At 29.2% G+C, this 22,657-nt stretch carries 24 protein-coding genes; 15 read left to right on the forward strand and 9 right to left on the reverse strand.

Going from position 1 to position 22,657, the window contains the following annotated elements; genetic code table 11:
* Complete coding sequence (locus DWQ18_09285) at positions 1 to 1,065, forward strand: glucose-1-phosphate thymidylyltransferase (GenBank protein RDJ33320.1); 1,065 nt, start codon at positions 1 to 3, stop codon at positions 1,063 to 1,065.
* Between the two features lie 57 nt (positions 1,066 to 1,122).
* Positions 1,123 to 2,166 carry a glycosyltransferase family 2 protein gene (locus tag DWQ18_09290; protein RDJ33321.1) on the forward strand — a complete coding sequence of 348 codons (1,044 nt, stop codon included), beginning with the start codon at positions 1,123 to 1,125 and terminating at the stop codon, positions 2,164 to 2,166.
* Here the strand turns inward: DWQ18_09290 and DWQ18_09295 are convergent.
* From DWQ18_09295 to DWQ18_09315, 5 genes are read right to left on the reverse strand one after another with little or no spacing between them, the layout of a single operon-like run.
* A complete protein-coding gene (locus DWQ18_09295) occupies positions 2,163 to 2,519 on the reverse strand; it encodes a holo-ACP synthase (GenBank protein RDJ33322.1) in 357 nt (118 codons plus the stop codon). The two genes, DWQ18_09290 and DWQ18_09295, sit on opposite strands and share 4 nt — an antisense overlap.
* A 2-nt stretch (positions 2,520 to 2,521) precedes the next feature.
* Positions 2,522 to 3,268 carry an SDR family NAD(P)-dependent oxidoreductase gene (locus DWQ18_09300; GenBank protein RDJ33323.1) on the reverse strand — a complete coding sequence of 249 codons (747 nt, stop codon included), beginning with the start codon at positions 3,266 to 3,268 and terminating at the stop codon, positions 2,522 to 2,524.
* Positions 3,261 to 3,695: an enoyl-CoA hydratase gene (locus DWQ18_09305; protein ID RDJ33324.1), complete on the reverse strand. Its 435-nt coding sequence runs from the start codon at positions 3,693 to 3,695 to the stop codon at positions 3,261 to 3,263. The genes DWQ18_09300 and DWQ18_09305 overlap by 8 nt, the downstream gene beginning before the upstream one ends.
* Positions 3,688 to 3,927 carry an acyl carrier protein gene (locus DWQ18_09310; GenBank protein ID RDJ33325.1) on the reverse strand — a complete coding sequence of 80 codons (240 nt, stop codon included), beginning with the start codon at positions 3,925 to 3,927 and terminating at the stop codon, positions 3,688 to 3,690. The genes DWQ18_09305 and DWQ18_09310 overlap by 8 nt, the downstream gene beginning before the upstream one ends.
* Positions 3,927 to 5,678 (reverse strand): HAD-IIIC family phosphatase, encoded by a 1,752-nt coding sequence (locus DWQ18_09315; protein RDJ33326.1) that lies wholly within the window; start codon positions 5,676 to 5,678, stop codon positions 3,927 to 3,929. The genes DWQ18_09310 and DWQ18_09315 overlap by 1 nt, the downstream gene beginning before the upstream one ends.
* A gap of 121 nt (positions 5,679 to 5,799) precedes the next feature.
* On the opposite strand from DWQ18_09315, the gene DWQ18_09320 reads away from it, so the two are divergent.
* Positions 5,800 to 6,339, forward strand: a complete 540-nt coding sequence (locus DWQ18_09320; protein ID RDJ33327.1) for an acyltransferase — start codon at positions 5,800 to 5,802, stop codon at positions 6,337 to 6,339.
* Between the two features lie 44 nt (positions 6,340 to 6,383).
* A complete protein-coding gene (locus tag DWQ18_09325; GenBank protein RDJ33328.1) occupies positions 6,384 to 7,214 on the forward strand; it encodes a DUF3473 domain-containing protein in 831 nt (276 codons plus the stop codon).
* Here the strand turns inward: DWQ18_09325 and DWQ18_09330 are convergent.
* The 3 genes from DWQ18_09330 to DWQ18_09340 all read right to left on the reverse strand — a co-directional run bounded on the left by DWQ18_09330 (position 7,198) and on the right by DWQ18_09340 (position 10,040).
* Positions 7,198 to 8,139 (reverse strand): NAD-dependent epimerase/dehydratase family protein, encoded by a 942-nt coding sequence (locus tag DWQ18_09330; protein RDJ33329.1) that lies wholly within the window; start codon positions 8,137 to 8,139, stop codon positions 7,198 to 7,200. The genes DWQ18_09325 and DWQ18_09330 overlap by 17 nt on opposite strands.
* Positions 8,140 to 8,164: 25 nt before the next feature.
* Positions 8,165 to 8,974, reverse strand: coding sequence for a class I SAM-dependent methyltransferase (locus DWQ18_09335; GenBank protein ID RDJ33330.1), 810 nt, complete (start codon positions 8,972 to 8,974; stop codon positions 8,165 to 8,167).
* A gap of 61 nt (positions 8,975 to 9,035) precedes the next feature.
* Entirely contained in the window at positions 9,036 to 10,040 is a 1,005-nt protein-coding gene (locus tag DWQ18_09340; protein RDJ33331.1) for a glycosyltransferase family 1 protein, read from the reverse strand.
* Between the two features lie 133 nt (positions 10,041 to 10,173).
* On the opposite strand from DWQ18_09340, the gene DWQ18_09345 reads away from it, so the two are divergent.
* The 4 genes from DWQ18_09345 (at position 10,174) to DWQ18_09360 (ending at position 14,856) form a co-directional block, all read left to right on the forward strand.
* Positions 10,174 to 11,157: an NAD-dependent epimerase/dehydratase family protein gene (locus DWQ18_09345; GenBank protein ID RDJ33332.1), complete on the forward strand. Its 984-nt coding sequence runs from the start codon at positions 10,174 to 10,176 to the stop codon at positions 11,155 to 11,157.
* Positions 11,158 to 11,248: 91 nt separating this feature from the next.
* On the forward strand, positions 11,249 to 12,427 hold the full coding sequence (locus DWQ18_09350; GenBank protein ID RDJ33333.1) for a hypothetical protein: 1,179 nt from the start codon (positions 11,249 to 11,251) through the stop codon (positions 12,425 to 12,427).
* A 7-nt stretch (positions 12,428 to 12,434) separates the two neighbouring features.
* Complete coding sequence (locus DWQ18_09355; protein RDJ33334.1) at positions 12,435 to 14,003, forward strand: hypothetical protein; 1,569 nt, start codon at positions 12,435 to 12,437, stop codon at positions 14,001 to 14,003.
* Between the two features lie 13 nt (positions 14,004 to 14,016).
* Entirely contained in the window at positions 14,017 to 14,856 is an 840-nt protein-coding gene (locus tag DWQ18_09360; GenBank protein RDJ33335.1) for a sulfotransferase, read from the forward strand.
* Position 14,857: 1 nt separating this feature from the next.
* On the opposite strand, the gene DWQ18_09365 is transcribed toward DWQ18_09360, so the two are convergent.
* Positions 14,858 to 15,646: a hypothetical protein gene (locus DWQ18_09365; GenBank protein ID RDJ33336.1), complete on the reverse strand. Its 789-nt coding sequence runs from the start codon at positions 15,644 to 15,646 to the stop codon at positions 14,858 to 14,860.
* A gap of 65 nt (positions 15,647 to 15,711) precedes the next feature.
* Between DWQ18_09365 and DWQ18_09370 the strand changes: the two genes are divergently transcribed.
* From DWQ18_09370 to DWQ18_09400, 7 genes are read left to right on the forward strand one after another with little or no spacing between them, the layout of a single operon-like run.
* Positions 15,712 to 16,692, forward strand: a complete 981-nt coding sequence (locus DWQ18_09370; GenBank protein RDJ33337.1) for a glycosyltransferase family 1 protein — start codon at positions 15,712 to 15,714, stop codon at positions 16,690 to 16,692.
* Positions 16,693 to 16,747: 55 nt separating this feature from the next.
* On the forward strand, positions 16,748 to 17,518 hold the full coding sequence (rfbF, locus tag DWQ18_09375; protein ID RDJ33338.1) for a glucose-1-phosphate cytidylyltransferase: 771 nt from the start codon (positions 16,748 to 16,750) through the stop codon (positions 17,516 to 17,518).
* Entirely contained in the window at positions 17,509 to 18,585 is a 1,077-nt protein-coding gene (rfbG, locus tag DWQ18_09380; protein ID RDJ33339.1) for a CDP-glucose 4,6-dehydratase, read from the forward strand. The genes rfbF and rfbG overlap by 10 nt, the downstream gene beginning before the upstream one ends.
* Positions 18,586 to 18,588: 3 nt before the next feature.
* A complete protein-coding gene (locus DWQ18_09385) occupies positions 18,589 to 19,818 on the forward strand; it encodes a methyltransferase domain-containing protein (protein ID RDJ33340.1) in 1,230 nt (409 codons plus the stop codon).
* A complete protein-coding gene (rfbC, locus tag DWQ18_09390) occupies positions 19,815 to 20,345 on the forward strand; it encodes a dTDP-4-dehydrorhamnose 3,5-epimerase (GenBank protein ID RDJ33341.1) in 531 nt (176 codons plus the stop codon). The genes DWQ18_09385 and rfbC overlap by 4 nt, the downstream gene beginning before the upstream one ends.
* On the forward strand, positions 20,342 to 21,433 hold the full coding sequence (locus DWQ18_09395) for an ATP-grasp domain-containing protein (protein RDJ33342.1): 1,092 nt from the start codon (positions 20,342 to 20,344) through the stop codon (positions 21,431 to 21,433). The genes rfbC and DWQ18_09395 overlap by 4 nt, the downstream gene beginning before the upstream one ends.
* Positions 21,417 to 22,652, forward strand: a complete 1,236-nt coding sequence (locus tag DWQ18_09400; protein RDJ33343.1) for an NAD(P)-dependent oxidoreductase — start codon at positions 21,417 to 21,419, stop codon at positions 22,650 to 22,652. Before DWQ18_09395 ends, DWQ18_09400 begins: the two co-directional genes overlap by 17 nt.
* Positions 22,653 to 22,657 lie beyond the last annotated feature (5 nt).

Below are 22,657 nucleotides of genomic sequence, written 5' to 3' on the forward strand. Positions count from 1 at the left end.
ATGAAAGGCATAATATTACATGGGGGACATGGAACCAGACTTAGACCATTAACCCATACAGGACCTAAACAATTACTCCCGATTGCTAATAAGCCCATGTCTCAATATTGTTTAGAATCTCTTAGGGATGCAGGTATTATAGATGTAGCCATAATAATTGGAGGGAATGGTTCTGAAAAAGTTAAAGAGTATTACGGTAGTGGAGAAAAATTTGGTGTAAAAATTAGTTATATTGAGCAAGATTTGCCTAGGGGAATTGCTCATGCAGTAGGATTATGTGAAAGTTTTGTTAGCAAAGATAAATTCATAGTTTTTTTGGGAGATAATTTAATCCAGAAAAAAATTAACAGGCTTGTTGATGAGTTTTCAAAATCAGATAATGATGCTTCTATTTTATTATGTGAGGTAGACAATCCTACAAGATTCGGAATTGCAGATGTAAATGATGGGAGGATTAAAAAAATAATTGAAAAACCAAAGAATCCTCCATCAAATCTTGCTGTTACGGGGATTTATTTTTTAACTGAATCAATTTTTCAAGTAATTAAAAAATTAAAACCATCATGGAGAAATGAATTTGAGATAACAGATGCCCTGCAATTGTTGCTTGATGAGGGAAAAAAAATTTCGTACAATATTGTAACAGACTATTGGAAGGATACTGGAACTCCAGAAGATATTATTCATGCAAATAAGACTGTATTAAATAACTTAGAACCGTATTTTTATGGAATTAAAGAGGAAGGTGTAAAGTTATCTGGAAAAATTTTTGTTGGCAAAAATACCGTCATTAAAAAAGATACTCAAATTGAAGGTCCTGTTATAGTAGGTGATGATTGTGAGATATCTAATGCAAGGATTGGTCCAAATACAAGCATAGGTGATAAAACAAAAATTTCAAAGTGTAGTATTAGGGACACTATAGTAATGTCAAATTGCGATATAGATAGTGAATTGCAAATTAGGAATAGCATTATCGCAAAAAATTCTTCCATTAAAACAAAAACTGAGAAAGATGGAGAGAAACAGTTTCTTTTAGGAGAAGGAACAAAAATATTATTTTAATTGAACAATTTATTTTTGATCTATTAATAAATACTGATGTTAAAACTAGTAAGTTAAATGAATCCAAAAATAAGTATTATTATTTTAAATTATAATGCAGGGGACTTACTACTAAATTGTGTTGAATCTGTCTTTAAAACTAACTATGAAAATTATGAGGTGATAGTTGTTGACAATCTATCGATTGATAAAAGTCACATAAGATGTAAAGAAGAATTTCCCCAGATCTGCCTAATTGAAAATAAAAAAAATTACGGATATTGTGAAGGAAATAACATAGGCATAAGAAATGCAAAAGGAGATTTCATCGTCATATTAAATCCAGATACAATTGTGGATGAAAATTGGTTAAATGAGCTTATAACCGCATATGATAAATTTGGAAGTGGATTATATCAGCCAAAAATTCTATCACTATATGAAAAAGATATTCTTCAAAGCACAGGAAATTTGCTTCATATTTTTGGATTTGGTTTTGCAAGAGATAAAGGGATTAAGGATTTTGATAAAAGAAAGCAAGTAGAAAAAATAGGATATGCTTCAGGAACATGTCTATTTACATCTGCCAAAATTCTTGATGAATTAGATCTATTTGATGAATTCCTTTTCTTGTATCATGATGACTTAGATTTGGGGTGGAGAGCAGCACAGTTAGGAATACCCTCATTTTATGTTCCTAAATCAATGGTTTTTCATGCTGAAAGTTATTCATTAAAATGGAGTGCAAGAAAATTTTATTGGTTAGAAAGAAATAGAAAATATTGTCTTCTTACAAGATATTCTAAAGAAACATATAAGAAAATTAGACTGGCATTAATTTTAGTAGAAGTGTTAGTGTGGGCATATTATTGCTCTAAAGGATTTTTCATAACAAAATTGAAAGTAGAGATATTTATTTTTAAAAATAAAAAAATTATAGCAGAAAAATATTTTGAAATTGAAAAAAAGAAAATCATATCAGATAAAGAATTAATAAAAAACTTTCCCGATGAAATTTTTGTGCCTGAAAATGTTATGCCAGGATTATTAAATAAGGGATTCAATTCCATTATTTCAAAATTAAGTAGAATTGCAAAAAAATCAGTACTTGTAGATGATTAATTTATTTTTTCAGAAATTACTATGCCTAAAGCAATCCCGCTATCATGACTAATGGAGCATAATAATCTGTATTTTTTATGATACTTGTCTGTCAATCTTATACAGGGTTTAGAATTTTTATGATATGTCTCAATTTCTAGAAAAGTTATAGGTTCCTTGATTGATTTTTTGACTGCTTCCTTTAAGGCAAACTTTCCTGCAAATCTTTGGTATGGATCTTTAAATTTTAAACAATATTTTATTTCGGAGGGCGAGAATAGCTTACGATAAAATGATGATTTTTTTTCATAAGGTTGTTTTTGGAAACGTGAAACATTAATTATATCAATTCCGATTCCAAAATTTTCAATCATGATTAATGCATAGTTTGACCAGATCCTACAATTATGTTTTCGCCAGAAATATTATCAGAAAGTTTTGAGCTCAAAAAAAGAGCTACTGGTGCAATATCATTAGAATCAGCTAATTTACCAGAAGGATTTTGACTAGAAATAATTTTCTTTAATGCATTTGGTAAATTTTCAGTCAGAGGAGTGTCCATCATAGGAGGAGAAATCGAGTTAATTGTTATTCCAAACCGAATCAATTCACCAGCTAGTGTTTTTGTTAATCCTAAAAGCGAATATTTTCCAACAATATAATCAGACATATTATTAGGAGGTTTACCAATAACACCAGTTGTTAGAATAGTGATTACTTTACCATATTTTTGCTCCTTCATTGAAGGTAAAATTTCTAAAAGCAAGGTAAAGAATGAACGGCATTGTAGATCAAACTGCCTTTGAAAATCATTCCAAGTTAAGTCGGTAATATTTTTCATCGATAGGGGAAGGCTCACAGAATGTATGAATCCAGATATCGGAAAATCTTTTACTAATGTAGGAATTTTATCTTTGATTTCAGATTCATCCATTAAATCAATTTGAAGGGTATTTATTTTTGATTTTAAATTCTGATTTTTCGTTAAAAGTGTATCAATATTATTCCGATTTTTATTATAGAGTAAAACCAAATGTGCTCCATTTTGTAAAAGTAATTCAGATATAGCAATTCCAACAGAGCTGTTTCCACCAGAAATCAAAAATCTTTTTCCATCAAACATGGTTTCTCACTATTACTTTGGCATTTCCTTCTACAACTATTTCTCCCGAATCTTTTTTTATTATTGTTTTTAAAGTTAAAATTTTGCTAGCGTCACTTTTATCTAATATTTCCCCTTCTATTGTGATTTTATCATTTATGTAACAAGGATTTTTAAAATTAAGAGATTGAGAAAAATATAAAGCATGAATTCCTGGTAGATACATTCCAACCAATCTGGAAAAAAATGACGATAATAGCATTCCATGACATACTCTACCAGCAAAACCATTTTGTTTTGCATATTCGGATTTCATATGTAGTGGATTAAAATCCCCAGATATTTCAGCAAATTGATTAATCAGGGACTCGGTAATTAAAACATCAAATTGTTCTTTTTGGCCTATAGCTAATTCATTTAGTGTAAACTTTTTGTAAGTTTCATTCATCCAAGGAGACACCACGGTTTTTTAAATGTCGTTTTATGTCTGCTACTGAATGCGTATCTGTCATTTCTGCAACAGTAAACTTTAGATTAAATGCACTCTCTAATTCATCAATTAAGACAAGACTGTTAAATGAATCCCATTTTTCAATTGTATCAGGACTCGATTCGTCATTAATCTCTGAAATTGGTACTGAAAATACCTGTGATAAAATTTCGAATAATTTTTTAGACATTATTGTAAAGACATCTCCAAATGTTTTGGAATTTTTATCTCATTATCTAAAGAATAAATCCAAAAATCTTCTTCTTTAGTAAAACCATAATTTTTTAGAAAATCTTCTGCTGGTTTATTTTTTTTGGTTGGAATAAATTTACCTTTGATTTTTTTTACTCCTTGCGTTTTAGCTGTCATAAGAATATGGCTTAGTATTCCATCCTCAACACGTCGTCCCATAACTCTACAAGACAGCAAGAATGTATCCAGTACCCATTCGTCATTATTTTCTTTATTTACAATATAAACACCCGTAATTCCATTATCACCAAATTTATCAATAATTTGAGCACATCCTACAAGATAATTTTCTGATTTTGACATTTGCCCAATTTCTTCTTCTTGATATCGTTTTGTTGTTAGATTAAATTGATTTGTTTTCATAGTAAGCTGTGAAATTCTTGGTATGGTAAATTCATCTGGATGTAAAAATTTGATTTTAATGTCAAGTTGTTTTAAAAAATCATCAAGATTTGTAGTGGATTGGCGAAGTTCATTCCGAAGTCTTTGTTCAGAATACATTTTACCACGATTGAGATCATCTGACGTTATTTTAAGTAAATTGAAATCATTCATCATGGATAAAATTTTTGAAAATTGAGCTGCATCTGGGGGTAAATCTACAGTTAACACATCTGGAATCATTGATTTCATTAGTTCACGATTTGTGGGATCATCATCAAAGAACACAATGCTGTCTAAACCAATATTTAGCTCATTAGAAATTTCTTTCATATTACTGACTTTATCATTCCAATTGATTTTCATTGATGAAAAATTATTTTCTTTGAGTACCATGTATGGATGTTCTTTTATAACTTTAATAGCATCATCAAAATTATTTTTACTGTTAATTGCTAGGATTATTCCACGTTGATGAAATGATAATAAAATATTTTGAAATTCAACAAACATTCTACCTTTCTGATCAGGACCTAATTGTATTCCTTCAAATCCATCCTCGCCGATAATTCCTCCCCATAAGGTATTATCTAAATCTAGAACAATACATTTTTTATTCAAACCCATTACCGCTTTGATGAAGCCCATTAATTCATGTGCGAGATATGGAATGTGATCTAATGAAATCTTAATGTCGCCTACAAAAAATTGGTGATAATCAAAAACATTTTTTTCACCATAAAAATTAAAAAATCTATTCATATCAAACAAATATAGAAAATCATTTTCTTTTGCAAAATTTTTAAGTCTAGAATTTATATCAAAAATCATTTCTTGCAAACCATAATTCATTTTCATTTCAAAAATCCCATAGGGAGAAAATGTTGGAATCGTGAAATTTGATAAGAATAATTTAGAGTTTGAATTATGTTTGAAATTTTCTATTAGATTACAAAGTTCATCAAATTTATGATTTATAATTTCTTTTCTTTCATCCTCAGAAACAGTATACGGAAAATAAAAATAATTTCCTAACAAGTTTCTGACATCTAAAAGTAAAAATGTAATATTTGGAGAAAATTTGTACAAATTACTTGTATGATCTAAAATCTCCTGCTGATATTGGCCATAAGGTCCAACATAGGTAGAACAGCCAATTTTAACCTCTGAGCACTTAACGCGTAATGTTTCATCCAATCCATTAAGTGTAAAACTACCTAAAATTGCTATTCGTAATTTTTTCTCAAAAGAATTTGGAATAATGCTTTTTGATTTATTCATATAATATGACAATTTTTTTTCATTCATGTAATTTCGTCGGAGTTTTATCTAAATTAAAGATTTTTGAATAATTATTTGATGTGATTAATTTACTCAAAAATTTTATGCAAAAAGGTTATACCGATATGAAAATTGATTGATTTGATTAATGGAAAAAAAAGAATTCAATGATGCTTTATCAATGAATGAGGCAGAAATAATGGAATATTATGGTCTAAAAGGAGGTTTTGGAAGATTTCGCCTTAAATTAAAAATCCTAAGATCGTGGATTTTACATTCATTAGCTTATTCATCCCCAGTTTCCAGTTTTGTTGAAAAAATGCAACGTATGAGAGGCGTTCAAATTGGAGAAAATTGTCATTTTTGTCCATATGTACAACTAGATTTAATCTATCCAAGTTTAATTAAAATCTGTGATAATGTAACTCTGGGTTCAAATTGTATGATATTTGCACATTCCAACCCAACGGCAAATTTATTTTTAAAAAAGAATCACTATCCAAGAAAAGTTGAAAATGTGACAATTGAATCAGGAGTCGTTCTAAATCCAGGAGTGATTGTGCTTGCAGGAGTAAAAATAGGATGTAATTCAATAATTTCACCAGGTAGTGTAGTAACAGAAGATATTCCAGAATATTGTATTGCAGTAGGCAATCCTGCAAGAGTAATTAAAAAAATAAACCATTAATAAAAAAATGATAGTGTTATTTAGTTAATTTGTAAAATGAAAATATGAATATTTTAGGAATAGATTTTGAAGATTGGTATCATCCAGAATTAATACAACCTGTGATTAATTCTAGAAAAAAAGTTCCTAAAGTAATTAATGGAATTGATAAAATTCTGGAATTATTACGAAGGTGCAATACTTTTGCAACATTTTTTGTGGTAGGAGAGTTATTGGAGTATAAAATTGAGATTTTGGATAAAATTCTAGAAAACGGACATGAAATAGCCTTTCATACTATGCATCACACTAGAATTGATTCAGAAAATTTTAAGGAAAAATTTTATGATGAATTGAAAGTATTTTCTGATTTAACAAATAAAAAATCAAAAGGTTTTCGTGCGCCAACATTTTCTTTAAATGAAAAAAGCTCATGGGTTATTGATGCTTTGAATGAATTTAATTATGAATATGACAGTAGTATTGTTCCTGTTAAAACAAGTATGTACGGAATACCCGATGCAGATTACAAACCATATAAAATTTCAAGTTCGTCAATTGAAAAAAATGATCCAAATGGAAAAATAATGGAATTTCCTCTTTTAACTACCAAACTCTTAGGTAAAAAAATACCTGCTGCAGGTGGCTTCTATTTACGAATATTACCTAAAATCATTACAAAAAATGCTATCAAAAATGCTGAGAATGAAGAAATTCCAGCTACATTTTATATTCATTCATGGGAGCTTACACCAGAATACATGCCTAAAATTAAATTAAATATGAAGGACCATTTTGTAACATATCATAATTTAGAAAAAACTCCAAGAAGAATGGAAGAAATTCTTAAGACATTTAGTTTTACCTCATTTGAAAGATTTATCCAGAAAATGTAGTATTGTTTTTGAAGTATTCAATTGTTTTTTCTATACCATCTTTAACAGATATTTTTGGTTTCCATCCAAGAGATTTTAATTTTGAATTATCAACAATGAAATTTCCAACATCGGTTTTTTTGGTATATGGTGGAGGATCGATGTATTTTACATCAACATCAGTTAGTTGGTGAAGTAAATTTCCTAATTGATAAAACCAGGTTTTTGTATTTGATGAAATCCAGTATAGATTTCCAGACCTGCCTTTTTTTAATACAGTTTTGATTCCTGAGACAACATCATCAACATAGATTAAATCGCGAAAAAATTTACCACTAAAATAAATTTGTATTTTATTATTAAGATATGCTTGGTGAATCAAAAAATTAACTGCGTTTTTGTTAGCAGTTATCTGTTCTCTAGGTCCAAAAGAATTAGTAATTCTAAATATTTTTGTCTTTAAACCATACACATCGTGATATATTTTACAATAATGTTCACTCAAGAGTCTATTAGCACCGTAGATTGTAGTGGGTTGACAAGGAGATTCTTCATTAATAGGTAATTTCTTTGGCTTACCAACGACTACAAAAGTACTACCTAAAATAAATTCACAATTCAAATTTAGCTTCCTCATGGTTTCAAGCATAAACAAAGTGGATTTAGAATTAATATCTACATCATAAAGTGGATTTTCAAAAGATTGTGAATGAGATGTTTGGCCAGCCAAATGAATGATTACTTCTGGGGAATTTTTTTTTATGATTTTTTCAACAGTGGAAAAATTTGTGATATCAATTTTTTCAATATTGATTTTAGAAGGAGCTAAGATGTTTTGTATTTTTGAAGTTGATTTTGTAATAATCGTTAAATCATTATTTTTTATTAATTTATCACATAGATGACTTCCAATAAATCCCAATCCCCCAGTTATCAGAATCTTCAATTATCCATCACATCTAGCATGGTTATCACTTTTGAAGAATTCCTAAATAGGATTTAACAGTATTTTTTTGTTGCAAAATCTTTGGAGTTAATTTATTCTTCATGTAAAAATCATTGAATGCATTATTACTTAGAACATCATCCGATAACAAAAATCCATTTTTCTTAATGTGGGGCCAAGCTGTATTGTATTCAAAAATCATATTCTTGAATGTATGCAAACTATCATGAAAGAAAATATCAATTTTACCAAGTGATTTAAGTAATTTTGGAAGCTTAGATGCAGATGGTCCATAAACTAGTTCCCAATTATTTCGTAATTCATCTGGAATGGCAATTCCAATCATATTTTTAGACTCCCAAGGTCTGAAAACATAGTCAATTGAAAATAATTTACCTTTTTTGTTATCATGTAAGGCTTTAAGAATGAAAGAAGTACTAATCCCGTAAGCAACACCAGTTTCAACAACCAGTTCTGGTTTAATCAATCTGCATAAGGTATACATCAAAATACCTGACTGATCATCTAGTGAATAATTTAGTGGATATGGTTTGGTTTTTGATGGAAACGTTTCTGAATCCATTTTTTTAGTAAAATTTTCTAAATGAGAGTATAATTGAGTTAATTCTTCATCAATAACATTGTGAGTAAGTTCGTGGTGTGGAAAAAAATTGGATAGTATTTCATTAAATGTAGACGGTCTTATCTCAATTTCTTTTATTTGATGTTTTTCATCGTCTTTTGTTTGCATTACGGATTCATATAGCTGCAAACCACTTTTTGGGTGCAAGATTGAGTGTTTTATAATAGAGAAATAAAATTGAATTTTGTTCAATGTGGTTATGTCAAGCTAAACAAATGATAATTTAAGTAAATTGTATTAATTACGAAGGCTTTCATAATTTCTGATAAATTTCGGACATTTGAAGGGATATTTTTCCCCAATCATGGTTTTTGGCAAAAATTTGCGCATGTTTTCCATATGATTCTTTATTGGAGTAAATTTCATGAACTTGTTTTGCAATATCTTCAGACGAATTGGAAAAAATTAATCCAGCTTGGGATTGTTCAATTATTTCTTGATGTGGCTCAATGTCAAATAGTACTAAGGGTTTTCCGCAAGCCATTGCTTCTAAAGTTGGAACTGGACAAACCTCAAAGGCACTAGCAGAAATGTAAATATCACATGATGAATAATATAATTTTAATTCATCATTAGAAACTTTTCCTGTTAATTCGATATGATTTTCCATTTTTGTTTTACATATTAAATTATTTAGATGTGAAATTTCTTCACCATCACCAACAATCTGTAAATGTGCTTTTGGATAAATTTCTAAAATTTTTGGCATTGCAAGTATGAGTTTATCAGTATTTTTGTATTTACGAAGGGCACTTACAAAAAGAAGTTGTGGTTCACCTTTGTGATATGGTCTTGGCAAGTTTGTATTAAAAAATTTAGTATCAACTCCATTGTAAACTACATCGGCATTGATGTTGTTTACCATTTTTTTCATTTGAGAGATACCTGCTTTTGATACTGAAACTATTTTATTTATTCTATTTCTATATAATTTCATCATTAGTTGAAAGTTTTTTTCTTGAATTTTATTAGATGCCCCATGATAATGCTGAACAATTGGTTTGGTGGGTTTAACTAAAAGAAGATAATAGTTTACTCTAGATTGATGAGAGTGAATAATGTCAAAATCCAAGTAATTTACACCATAAAAGAGAAGTTTAGATTTATTGAGCTTGATTTTTTCTATATTTGAAGGTGGATTCTTTTCAAAAGAAAATGCTCCTATTCCTGTTTTATATCCAAGTTTTTGAAGATTAATGCAAAGGTTATTGATCACTGTTGTATGACCATGAGTTGCAGGATATTTTGCTACTACCATTAATACAGAATTATATTTCAAAGGTTTCAAAAAAATAGATTACATAGTTATTAATTAATAAAATGGTTTTTTGTGGATAATTCACACTTAATTAATAATCAAACTTTTATGATACCAAATTCGCAGTTCACAGATGAAATCATCAGATTTTGGTAAGGTAGTAATCACTGGAGGTGCTGGATTTATTGGAAGTCATTTAGCAGAAAAGATTCTTCATCATGATAATGAAGTGACGGTAATTGATAATTTTGCAACAGGTTCTAAAGACAATTTAGTGAACTGCCTAAATAATTCTAAATTTAGTTATTTGAATCAAGATTTAAAGAATATAGATAAGATTAATGAAATTATCAGTGATGCATTATCAGTATTTCATTTGGCTGCACATCCAGAAGTAAGAACCGGATTTGAGAATCCAAGTTTAGCATACAAAGAAAATATAGAAAATACTTATTTTTTACTTGAGAATATTCGAAAATCAAATGTTAAAAAATTAATTTTTGCATCCTCATCAGTTGTATATGGAGAACCCTCAATAATACCTACAAAGGAAAATTATGGTCCCTTACTTCCAATTTCAGCTTATGGTGGTTCAAAATTGGCCTGTGAAGGTCTAATATCATCATACTGTAATAATTATGGAATTAAAGCAGCAATTATTAGATTAGCAAATGTAATTGGATCAAGAAGCAGACATGGGGTAATTTGGGATTTCATAAATAAATTAAAAATAAACAAAGAAATACTTGACGTGTTAGGAGACGGATCCCAATCAAAATCATATGTTCATGTTTCTGATTGTGTAGATGGTTTTTTAACAGCGATTCAAAAATCAAATGAAAATGTAGGAATTTACAACATTGGAAATATAGACAAAACAGACGTAATGACTATTGCAAATATTGTATGCCAAAAAATGAATCTTGGTGATGTTAAGATCGTTCCAAATGGAGGTACAAAAGATGGAAGAGGTTGGATTGGAGATGTTAAAGAAATGCAGTTAGATGTATCAAAAATTCAAGAGTTGGGATGGAAGGCAAAATTTTCAAGTACAGAATCTGTCGAATTAGCAGTCAAGGAATTACTATCTGAGATCTGTTATACTCGTGATGAATGAATTGTTAGAAAATGATTGATTGAATATGTTTACAAGAGCGTCATTTACCTGCGATAATTTCAATTTTAGGAAATAGTATCATCGTAAAGATATGAATTTAAAAAAATTGTTGAATAGTAAGGCATTTCAGAATATTTCCTCGATAGGTTTTGCAAATATAGTTGGCAATACTATCTCAGCATTATTTTGGATATATCTAGCGCAGTTGATGAGTTCTGAATCTTATGGAGAACTAGGTTATCTAATTGCGATAGTTGGGATTGCCTCAAATATGAGTCTCCTTGGGGGATCGTATGCAATAACCGTTTATACTTCAAAAGGAGTAAATATTCAACCACCCATATTTTTGATTTCATTATTTTCTTCCATTATGGGTGCAGTTGTAATTTATTTCATGTTCAATAACATCGGAATGAGTTTTTATGTAATTGGTTTTGCTGTATACAGTCTTGTTTTTGCAGAATTAATAGGAATGAAAATGTACAAAAAATGGTCAAAGTATTTCTTATTACAAAAAACCTCGTTTGTAGTACTATCAATAATTTTATTTTATTCTATTGGCATAGATGGTGTAATTATAGGCTATGCTATATCATACATTATATTTTTGCCTAGAATACTAAAAACGTTCAAAATTTCAAAATTTGAGTTTAGAATTTTAAAAGAAAGAGCTGGATTTCTGATTAATAGTTACTTGTTAGATCTTTCTGTTGCGGGAAGAATACAAATTGATAAGATAATAATTGGTCCGTTTTTTGGTTTTGCATTACTTGGAAATTATTATTTAGGTTTACAGGTTGTGGCAATCTTCACAACTGTACCTACAATTATTTTCACGTATACTTTGCCTGCAGATTCAACAGGAGAGTCAACTAAGAAGATTAAGATACTAGCTGTTATTGCGTCATTTGGATTGGCACTGTTAGGGGTTTTTGTTGCTCCTGTTATCATACCGATTGTTTTCCCGGAATATCAAGAATTAGTTGATTTAATTCCAATTCTTAGTTTATCAATAATTCCTAGAACCATAGCAACAATGTATACATCAAGATTTCTAGGAAAAGAAAAAAGCAAGCATGTTGCAATTGGTCAAAGTATAGGAATAGTACTTTTAATATCTGGAATATTTGTCTTGGGACAAATATTGGAAGTGACTGGATTGGCTATAGCATTTGTTCTATCTGCATCAGGTCATGCAGTATATTTGATGTTGATTAATTATCGACAAAAAAGAAACGAAGTAAATAGCGTTACTGGAGAAAAGACGTGATATTCCAATGTTAAAGAATGGTGTAGAATCAGATTTTACAATTAAGAAATCAATTATTGGATTATCAATTATAGTAATCATAGCATTAGCAGTCAGATTGTTTTATTATAATCCCGAAATCCCTCCAACCTCTGATGCATTAGCCTATTTTTATTATGCAATAGACACTAGCATCAGTGGACATTTACCCACAGATTATTCACCTGCAAATAATGGTTGGCCAGCATTTTTAGGCATGGTTTTTTCTACAATACATTTTTCGAGCATTACATCATACATGCAGTTGCAATTTGTGTCTACAATTGTAATCTCTACATTAACTATAATTCCAACTTTTGTGTTATGTAATAAGTTAGTAGGAAGGAGGATTGCATTGGTTGGGGCTTCAATAATTGCCTTTGAGCCAAGATTAATCCAGAATTCATTACTTGGGATCTCAGACACACTATACATTTTTCTTGTAGCATCGATATTTGCTTTATTTCTTAACAATGATAAGCGAATCATATTTATCTCATTTGGAATTGCAGCTCTTGCATCCATAGTAAGAGCGGAAGGAATTTTTGTTTTTTTTGCAATTTCTGTAATGTTTTTAATTAGATTTAGAAATGAAGGAAAAATTATTGTTCCAAAATTTCTAATTGCTCTAAGTATCTTTTCTCTAGTAATACTTCCAATGGCAGCGTATAAAATCGACATACATGGAGATGATAGGATTTTTGGCAGAGCCGCAGAATCTATTTCTGCTTCTTATTATGTTGAAGAAAAGTCCCCTATACTTACTGGATTAGAAAACTTTCCAAAATTTCTAATTTGGGATATGATTCCCGTCTTTATTTTTTTAATGCCTATTGGAGTTTACTATCTTTTCAAAAAAGTAGAATATAAAAAATTAACAATAATTTTTGGAGTAATTTTTTGTTCTATTCCGGCTTTTTATGTATATACGATTCCTATTCCTGAAACGCGATATTTCTTTTTTTTGTATCCTTTGTTTTCAGTAGTATCAGTTCTTTTTGTAGAAAATATTGTTGGTAAGGTTAAACAAAAAGATTTGATTACTTGGATGATTATTGCAGGAGTACTAACAGGTTCTATTTTATTTAATTTTTGGAACATGATAGATTATGAATATGAATCAGAATCATTACTAGTAGCAAATACAATTGTCAGCATAGCAGGAGGAATTAATCAGTATGAACCAGAACACAAGTATGTTACTGTTGTGGATGTAATAAATAGATGGAATGAAATGGAGTCAATTATTATCGATCAAGATAGAATTGAAGGAGAAACGTTAAGAAAGTCTTTTCCTTACTCTGTTAAAATGATTTCAACGGATGGGTATAACTCATTAAATAATTTTATTTTGGAGAACCAAGATAAGGGGTTGACTCATTTGATAATAGATGAAAATCCAAATCGTCCAGATTTTCTAAAAGATGTGTTCTATAATGAAACAAAATATTCTTATCTAGAAAAAGTATATGATTCAAATGATGAATTACTAAGATATAAAGCAAAAATTTTCAAGATTAATTATGAATTAATAGATAAATCATTCCAACAAAATTGAGGAGATTAATTTAATGAAATTACATAGAATTTATCAAAGATTATACTATGAATTTGGTAAGAGACATTTTTTTGCGTTAACTGGTTTTCTTAGAGTTCTGCCCGATTTTTTAATCATTGGTGCAATGAGATCTGGTACTACTTCATTGTACTACGACATATGCGAGCATCCATGTATAATACCGGCAGCATATGATGAGATTGGGTATTTTGACACTAATTACCATCTTGGATTAAACTGGTACCGATCCATGTTTCCAACAAAATTTAAAAAAAACTCTACAATTAAACATCATGGTTATTTTTTGACTGGTGAAGATACACCATTTTATTTTTGGAGAAGAGATGCTGCGAAGAGGATACATGATTTGTTACCCAACATAAAATTAATTGTAATTTTACGAAATCCGATAGATAGGGCATATTCTGAACACAACAATGCAGTTAGAGTTGGCACAGTGAAAAAATCGTTTGAAGAAGTGATTGATACTGAGCTAAAAATATACCAAGAAAATAAAGTAGATTTTGAATTTAATTTGGAACAAGCTGCAGGAGAGTCAATTTTAGCCAAGGGAATATACGCAGATCAATTATCAATATGGTTAGAAAAATTCAAACATGAACAGATTTTTGTAATAAAAAATGAAGATTTGACAGATGACTCTAATACAGTTTTGAATGAGACATATCATTTTTTGGGACTTCCAGAATACAATTTAACAGATCACCACAAAATGAAAAAAGGGAAATATGAAAAAATGAATGAAAAGACAAGGGAAAAATTATTTGATTTTTTTAAACCACATAATTTAAGATTAGAAAATTTGTTGAATCGAAAATTTGAGTGGAAATAATTTATTTGGAATATTTTTTATAGATTGATTTAGAATTCTTAATTTTTTTTGAATATGAGGAATTTATTTTTTTAATTAAATTGAGTGTTTGATTCTGAATTAGATCCAGATTTGGAATAACGCAATGTCCACCAATAAACCCAGGATACATTTTAGGTCGATTACCTAAATATTTGTGAATTTCATCTGAAAAGGACCACATTTCATCATAATCAACATTATTTTCTTTTGCAATTAAATTACTTAATTGAGCATAAGTGATTAACCAGCCATAGTACGAAGTATCAACAACAATTTTTGCCAGCTCAAGAGTCAGAGGCGTAGTCATTTGTTTTGGAGTAATACCAGCCTTTTTGAGTTTTTTTTCGTATTGTTTTGCTGCCCATGTTGAATTAGGAGCCCATTTGTATATAGAGTAAAATTTTGTATATTTTTTCATATCTTTTATCATTCGTTTATGTACACCACGAACTGCACTGTAAATAATTGGAATCTTACTTTTCTCTTGTAATATTTTTGTAGTATTTGGTTGAATAGTACTATGAATGACAATACATTCGGGCTGGAATTTTTTATTAAGTTCGTTTAAATTAATAAAAAAATTTTTTGTAAAAGGGATACAAATGTGAAGGAATGACGTTGGCAAATTTTTAAAATCATTAAATTTTTTGCTGTTCATTAGAGTAGGATTAATATCATAACCCAGAACGACTTCATTTTTTGACAGCAATTTTTGCAAGGGGTTACCAATTTCTCCCATGCCAACAACAATATCTTTTTTCTTTTGCATAATGAATCGATTCAAATTGATATAATAATAAGTATTTAGTTAAGCAGGGGTTTTAAGAAATTAAAATGGAGAAGAAAATTAGATGTGCTTTTATTTACAATAAAAAAAACGAATTCCTAACTGGGCGTTTTTTTGATAATACTTACTATAATTTTTTTATTAAAGCATTAAGGAGAAATCAACGACTTGATGTAAAGAATTATCCTGTAGAAACAAAAATTGATGTTTCAGAATTTAATGATAAACATGATGTTATTTTATTATTTGACAATAACTACATTGGTACGCCACATGATGTTATAGGGAGAGAAAAGATCGATATTCCGGTTATTTCAAGAGTGGGAGACCCACATTGGGCAAAAAAACTCCACAGTAAAGAATTTCATGACAAATGGAAAATTGATTATTATTTTGGTTTTCAACATCCAGACTCATTTTATCAGTTCTACCCAAATGATTACAAGTACAAGACCATAATTTTTGGATTGGAATCATCATTATACCAGAAAGTGATTCCGTTTAGGAATAGAATAAAAAGTAAGATCTTAAATTCTGGAGCAATTGGTACATCAAAAATTTTTCCACGGATACTAAGTAAAATTAAAAATCCAGAATTAGATATTAACATACACTATAAGCTTAGAACATTGTGCAATAAGCTACCTTATGTTGTTCATACGCCAACATTGTCACATGAATATGTAAATGATAAATATCCTGAATTACTCAACAAGTATTTTGCAGCAATTGCTGCAACAACATATTTCCCCACGATAAAATATTGGGAGATTCCAGCTGCAGAATGCCTTACATTTATGGAAGTTAATGACAAAAACAAGGCAGAATATCTTGGTTTTGAAGATAATAAAAGTGCAATTTTCATCAATGAGCAAAACTATACGGAAAAATTTGAAGAATATTTACATGATACTGAGAATAAAAAATGGGAAGAGATTGCCCATAATGGTAGAACCCATGCCATGAATTACTTGAATAATGATAGAGCTACGGAATCGCTAGTAGATTTAATGGAAGAGTTAATTTAATTAATATTTTTTACGAAAAGATTAATGTACTCACGATCTTTCAATTAAAGAAATCATGAAAGCCGTCATCTTAGCTGGAGGTTTTGGGACGAGAATTAGTGAAGAAACACATCTAAAGCCAAAACCATTAATTGAAATTGGAGGGATGCCTATTCTTTGGCATATAATGAAAATATACTCTCATCATAACGTAAATGAATTTGTAATCTGTTGTGGGTATAAAGGATATATGATTAAGGAATTTTTTGCAAATTATTTTCTTCACACATCTGATGTTACGATTGATATTAAACAAAATAAAATGGATGTTCATAGGAAAAAAGGAGAACCATGGAAAATCACATTAATTGACACTGGATTAGAGACAATGACAGGAGGAAGATTAAAAAAAGTTAAAGAGTTTGTGGAGAGTGAAACATTTTGTTTCACATATGGAGACGGTATTAGTGATATTGATATTTCTAAATTAGTTCAGTTTCATAAAAATAAAAAAACCCAAGCAACAGTAACTGTTGTACAACCTCCAGGAAGATTTGGAATGGTTGATTTACAAAATGAAAAAATTTTATCGTTTAAAGAAAAGCCGGCAGGAGATGGAAATTGGATTAATGGAGGATATTTTGTTCTTGAACCAACTGTTTTTGATTACATAAAAGGAGATTCAACCGTATGGGAAAAAGAACCAGTTGAAAATTTAGCAAAAGATTCAGAACTATCAGCGTATAAGCATACTGGTTTTTGGCAACCATTGGATACTTTAAGAGATAAAATCAAATTAGATGATTTATGGGTAAGAGGAATAGCTCCGTGGAAAAAATGGGATTAGATAAAAGATTTTGGAAAAATAAAAGAGTTTTGTTAACTGGTCATACGGGTTTTAAGGGAAGTTGGTTATCACTATGGCTACAAGAAATGAATGCAGACATTGTAGGTTTTTCAAATGGAATTCCAACCAAACCAAGCATGTACGAGATTGCAAAAATTAAGAATGGGATGACTTCATTAAAAGGAAATGTTTGTAATTATAATCAGGTTTTGACAGTTGTAAAGAAATACAAGCCAGAGATAATTTTCCACATGGCGGCTCAATCGTTGGTAAGAGAGTCATATACTCATCCATTAGAAACCTACGCAACAAATATGATGGGAACAGCAAATGTGCTGGAGGCAATTAGAATGTCAGATAGCATCAAAGTTGGGATAATTGTAACAAGTGATAAATGCTATAAAATTGTAGGAAAAAAAGCATTAACTGAAGAAGATCCTATTGGCGGATATGATCCTTATAGTAGTAGTAAAGGATGCGCAGAGTTAATAACATCATCATACAGAAATTCTTTTTTTAATATTAAAAAACAAAGTGAACACAATATTGGAATAGCATCTGTTAGAGCAGGAAATGTTATTGGAGGCGGAGATTGGAATAAAGATAGACTGATTCCTGACATAATTAAAGGTATTATCAATAAGAAACCAATTAAAATTCGAAACCCAGATTCCATAAGACCATGGCAACATGTGCTAGATCCATTATATGGATATATGATGTTAGCAGAAAAACTTTGGAAATCAGGTTCTAAATTTTCAGAAGCTTGGAATTTCGGTCCGGATGTAAATGAATCAAAAACCGTAAAATGGATTGTAAAAAAAATAATTGAGAAATGGCCAGAAAAAATATGTTGGATAAAAGAAAATAATATGAATAAACATGAAGAAGAATTTTTAAAATTAAATTGTACAAAAGCGAAAACAAAACTTGGATGGATTCCAAAATTAAATACTAATGAAAGTTTAGAATGGGTAGTAGAATGGTATAAAAATTATGAAGAAAAAAAAGATATGAGAGAAATTACAGAGCAACAAATAAAACGATTTCAAAAAATGGTGAAATAGTTTTTGAATTTAAATTGTAGATTTTGTAATAAAACATTAAAAGAAAAATTAATTGATTTAGGAATGTCTCCTTTATCAAATTCATTTTTAAAAAAATCTATGCTTTCAAATGATGAAAAAAAATTTCCTCTTTGTGTATATGTTTGTCATAATTGTTTTCTTACTCAAATTCCAGAATTTAAAAAAGCAGAAGAAATTTTCAAGAATTATGCTTATTTTTCCTCCTATTCAAATTCGTGGTTACAACATGCAAAAAGGTACGTAGATATGATGAATAACAGGTTTGGCTTCAATAGAAATAATCTAATTGTAGAAATTGCTAGTAATGATGGATATTTACTTCAATATTTTAAAAAAAAAAATATTCCAGTTTTAGGTATAGAACCAGCACTAAATGTTGCTAAAGTTGCAAAAGAAAAGGGAATACCCACAACAACAGAATTCTTCAATACAAAAAATGCGGAAAAATTAAAGAAACATGGAAAATCTGCAGATCTTATTATTGGGAATAATGTTTTAGCACATGTACCAAACTTGAATGATTTTATAAAAGGATTAAAGATTTTGCTTAAACCAAATGGAATAATCACTATGGAATTTCCTCATCTTTTAAATTTAATACAGAAAAATCAATTTGATACAATTTATCATGAACACTATTCTTATTTTTCATTATACACTGTAGAAAAAATTTTTTCTTTTCATGAATTAACAATTTTTGATGTAGAAAAAATTCCCACACATGGAGGATCATTACGAATTTATGTTAAACATTCAAATAATAATCAGATTTTAAAAAACCACAATGTACAAAATGTGATAGAAGAGGAAGAAAAGTTTGGATTAAAAAATATTTCAACATATTCTAATTTTAAAAACAATGTAAAATCTGTTAAAAAAAATCTACGTGATTTTTTTATTGAAGCAAAGAAAGCAGAAAAAAAAATTATTTGTTATGGAGCTGCTGCGAAAGGTAATACGCTATTAAATTATTGTGAAATTGGTAAAGAATATATCGAATATGTTGTAGACAATAACATACACAAGCAAGGTCTGTATCTTCCAGGTACTCATATTCCAATTAAAAATCCAGATGAAATACGAAAAACAAAACCAGATTATTTACTCATATTACCATGGAATTTACAAGAAGAAATTATTGAGCAGATGAATTACATTAAAGAGTGGGGAGGTAAATTTGTAGTACCCATACCAAAGGTAACAATAATTTGATTATTTCAAAAACAGAATTTATAGGAGTATATGTAATAGACACAGAAAAGATCGTAGATGAACGGGGATTTTTTTCAAGAATTTGGGATGAAAAAAAATTTAAAGATAAACAGCTAAATACGAATTGGATTCAATCAAGTATTTCCTATAATAAAGCATCAGGCACCATAAGGGGTATGCATTTTCAGAATGAACCTTATCAAGAAATTAAAATGGTGAGATGTGTAAGTGGAAGTATTTTTGATGTAATTATTGATTTAAGAATATCTTCATCAACTTATTTACAGTCTTTTTCTATAGAACTAAATGAAGAAAATCAAAAAGCAATATACATTCCAAAAGGTTTTGCTCATGGTTTTCAGACATTACAAAATGATACCGTTGTGTTGTATAACATATCAGAATACTATAATCCCGAATATGCCAAAGGAATCAGATGGAACGACCCAATTATCAATGTCAAATGGCCATTAAATCCATCAGTCATTTCTGAAAAAGATAAAATGTACAAAAATTTCTTAAAATAGTAGAATTTTTAAACTCATCATCTATCATTAAAATTGTTATTTACATCTTGTTAGAAACTAAACCCCACATATTGATTGCTGGAATTGGAGGAGCTTCATTAGGAACTGAAATACAAAAATGCCTTTTACAGTCAAACAGATATGTATTATATGGATGTGATATTTCGAGGTTTGCGTTTGGTCATTATCAAAAGGGTTTCAAAGACACATTTGTCATAAATAGAACACAATACATTAAAGAGATTAAAGAAATTGTTGAAAAATATAAAATTCATGTAATAATACCGGGAGGAGAAGAACCATTAAAGATTCTTACTTCCGAAAGAGAAAGATTTCATAAAAATGGAACAATCATAGCGGCAAATTCAATTGATGTAGTAAAATTATGCTCCGATAAATTAAATTTATTTAATAATTTGAATAAGTCAATTCCCATTCCAAAATCATTTTCAAGTGATATTGAACTAAATTTAGAAATAATTCCTTATCCATGTATTATTAAGCCTGCATTAGAAAGCGGTGGAAGTAAGTTTGTTTTTTTAGTTTCGAATCGTCAAGAGCTTTCTCGATATATTAAATTTTTTACAGAAAATGATCAAAAGATGCTCATTCAAGAATACATTCCTTTACACGAGGGAGAATTTACAGTAGGTGTTCTGTCATCAACAAAAGGTAGTATTATAGGTTCTATTGCAATGAAGAGGATATTTGATTCAAAATTATCTGTTTCCTTTAAATCGAAGCATGGATTAATTTCTAGTGGATACAGTCAGGGAATAATTGATGAATTTAAAGATGTCAGAATTCAAGCGGAAAACATAGCTAAAAAGATCAACAGTAAAGGCCCATTAAACATTCAAGGTAGAATGTTAGAAGGTATTTTTTATCCGTTTGAGATTAATCCAAGATTTTCAGCATCAACATATTTACGTTCACTAGCAGGTTTTAATGAGATAGATGTATATCTTCGTCACTTACTATTCAACGAAAATTTTACTATTAATTCATTCAAAAAAGGATATTACTTACGCAGTTTTACAGAAGAATTTGTAAAAATTGGAGATATAAAAAATGGTGAAATGGATTAGAAAAGATTTGTGTACTTCATCTTTTTCAGAAGTCACTGAATCGAAGGACCTGCACATTATAGATGTCAGAGATCTCGTCGATAAAAGAGGAAATTCACGAAATATTATCAGGACAAAAATAAACGATGCTCTTAATTCATTAAAAATGGGAAAAAAGGTTGCCATTTGTTGTGATTATGGAATATCACGCAGTAATTCCATTGCTGCAGGAGTATTAGCACTCTCTGAAGAAATAAGTATGAATGATGCAATAAGAACTGTTTTAAAAAAAACAGGCGAAAAATCAATTAAAATCGATGTACTATCAACGGTAATAGGAGTTATAGAGAAAAAAAAATTGAAGAAGAAAAATAATAGATTAAGAGTTGTCATAACTGGTTCAACAGGTTTTCTCGGAAAAAAAATTATGTCCGAATTTAAAAAAGAATTTGAGATTTTTACACCGAATCGTAATCAGATTGATCTTATTAACGACATAGTGGATTTAGATTTATTTGTAAAAGATAATCAGATTGATCTTATTATTCACACTGCAAATCCTAGAATATACTCAACGAATCAATCCATGGGAAATTCACTAATAATGTTAAAAAATGTCCTTGATGTTTGTGTAGAAAATAAATTATCTTTGATATATCTTAGTGGTTGGGAAATATATTCAGGATATAAAAAAAATAAAATGATAATTAAAGAAAACACAATTCCAAATCCTGGAAGTACTTATGGATATACAAAATTTCTTTCTGAATCATTAATTAAAATGTATCACAAAAATTTTAAATTAAAATATACAATAATTAGATCGAGTCCTATATACGGTATAGATGGAGACAAACCAAAATTTATCTGGAATTTTCTTGAGAAGGCTGTAAAAAATGAAAATATCTTGACGCATAAATATCATAATGGTTATCCAAAATTAGATTTGTTATATGTCGATGACTTAGTCAGTGCTATTAAAGAGATTGTGAAAAAAAGAATCAATGGGTCTATCAATATAGGAAGTGGAACGAGTATCAGTACAAAAGAAGTAGCAGAAAAAATAGTAAAAAAAATGAGATCCAAAAGTAAGATAGAGCATGTAGAAATTGATGATAGTGTAAGTAATATCATTTTAAATACAAATTTGGCAAAAAAAATAATCAGATGGGAACCAAAAGTTTCAATTGATGATGGATTACAATTAATGATTAATACTAAATTAGATAATATAAAATAAAAGTG

It is taken from the genome of Thermoproteota archaeon (assembly GCA_003352285.1).
GTDB lineage: Archaea > Thermoproteota > Nitrososphaeria > Nitrososphaerales > Nitrosopumilaceae > PXYB01.

Bases quoted from the DNA above. Each gene is read 5' to 3' on its own strand.
- DWQ18_09350 (RDJ33333.1), top strand. From the start codon at position 11,249: ATGAATTTAAAAAAATTGTTGAATAGTAAGGCATTTCAGAATATTTCC.
- DWQ18_09320 (RDJ33327.1), top strand. From the start codon at position 5,800: ATGGAAAAAAAAGAATTCAATGATGCTTTATCAATGAATGAGGCAGAA.
- DWQ18_09365 (RDJ33336.1), bottom strand. From the start codon at position 15,646: ATGCAAAAGAAAAAAGATATTGTTGTTGGCATGGGAGAAATTGGTAAC.
- DWQ18_09290 (RDJ33321.1), top strand. From the start codon at position 1,123: ATGAATCCAAAAATAAGTATTATTATTTTAAATTATAATGCAGGGGAC.
- DWQ18_09285 (RDJ33320.1), top strand. From the start codon at position 1: ATGAAAGGCATAATATTACATGGGGGACATGGAACCAGACTTAGACCA.
- DWQ18_09355 (RDJ33334.1), top strand. From the start codon at position 12,435: ATGTTAAAGAATGGTGTAGAATCAGATTTTACAATTAAGAAATCAATT.
- rfbF (RDJ33338.1), top strand. From the start codon at position 16,748: ATGAAAGCCGTCATCTTAGCTGGAGGTTTTGGGACGAGAATTAGTGAA.
- DWQ18_09300 (RDJ33323.1), bottom strand. From the start codon at position 3,268: ATGTTTGATGGAAAAAGATTTTTGATTTCTGGTGGAAACAGCTCTGTT.
- DWQ18_09295 (RDJ33322.1), bottom strand. From the start codon at position 2,519: ATGATTGAAAATTTTGGAATCGGAATTGATATAATTAATGTTTCACGT.
- DWQ18_09340 (RDJ33331.1), bottom strand. From the start codon at position 10,040: ATGGTAGTAGCAAAATATCCTGCAACTCATGGTCATACAACAGTGATC.
- DWQ18_09315 (RDJ33326.1), bottom strand. From the start codon at position 5,678: ATGAATGAAAAAAAATTGTCATATTATATGAATAAATCAAAAAGCATT.
- DWQ18_09400 (RDJ33343.1), top strand. From the start codon at position 21,417: ATGGTGAAATGGATTAGAAAAGATTTGTGTACTTCATCTTTTTCAGAA.
- rfbG (RDJ33339.1), top strand. From the start codon at position 17,509: ATGGGATTAGATAAAAGATTTTGGAAAAATAAAAGAGTTTTGTTAACT.
- DWQ18_09305 (RDJ33324.1), bottom strand. From the start codon at position 3,695: ATGAATGAAACTTACAAAAAGTTTACACTAAATGAATTAGCTATAGGC.
- DWQ18_09325 (RDJ33328.1), top strand. From the start codon at position 6,384: ATGAATATTTTAGGAATAGATTTTGAAGATTGGTATCATCCAGAATTA.
- DWQ18_09345 (RDJ33332.1), top strand. From the start codon at position 10,174: ATGAAATCATCAGATTTTGGTAAGGTAGTAATCACTGGAGGTGCTGGA.
- DWQ18_09310 (RDJ33325.1), bottom strand. From the start codon at position 3,927: ATGTCTAAAAAATTATTCGAAATTTTATCACAGGTATTTTCAGTACCA.
- DWQ18_09360 (RDJ33335.1), top strand. From the start codon at position 14,017: ATGAAATTACATAGAATTTATCAAAGATTATACTATGAATTTGGTAAG.
- DWQ18_09370 (RDJ33337.1), top strand. From the start codon at position 15,712: ATGGAGAAGAAAATTAGATGTGCTTTTATTTACAATAAAAAAAACGAA.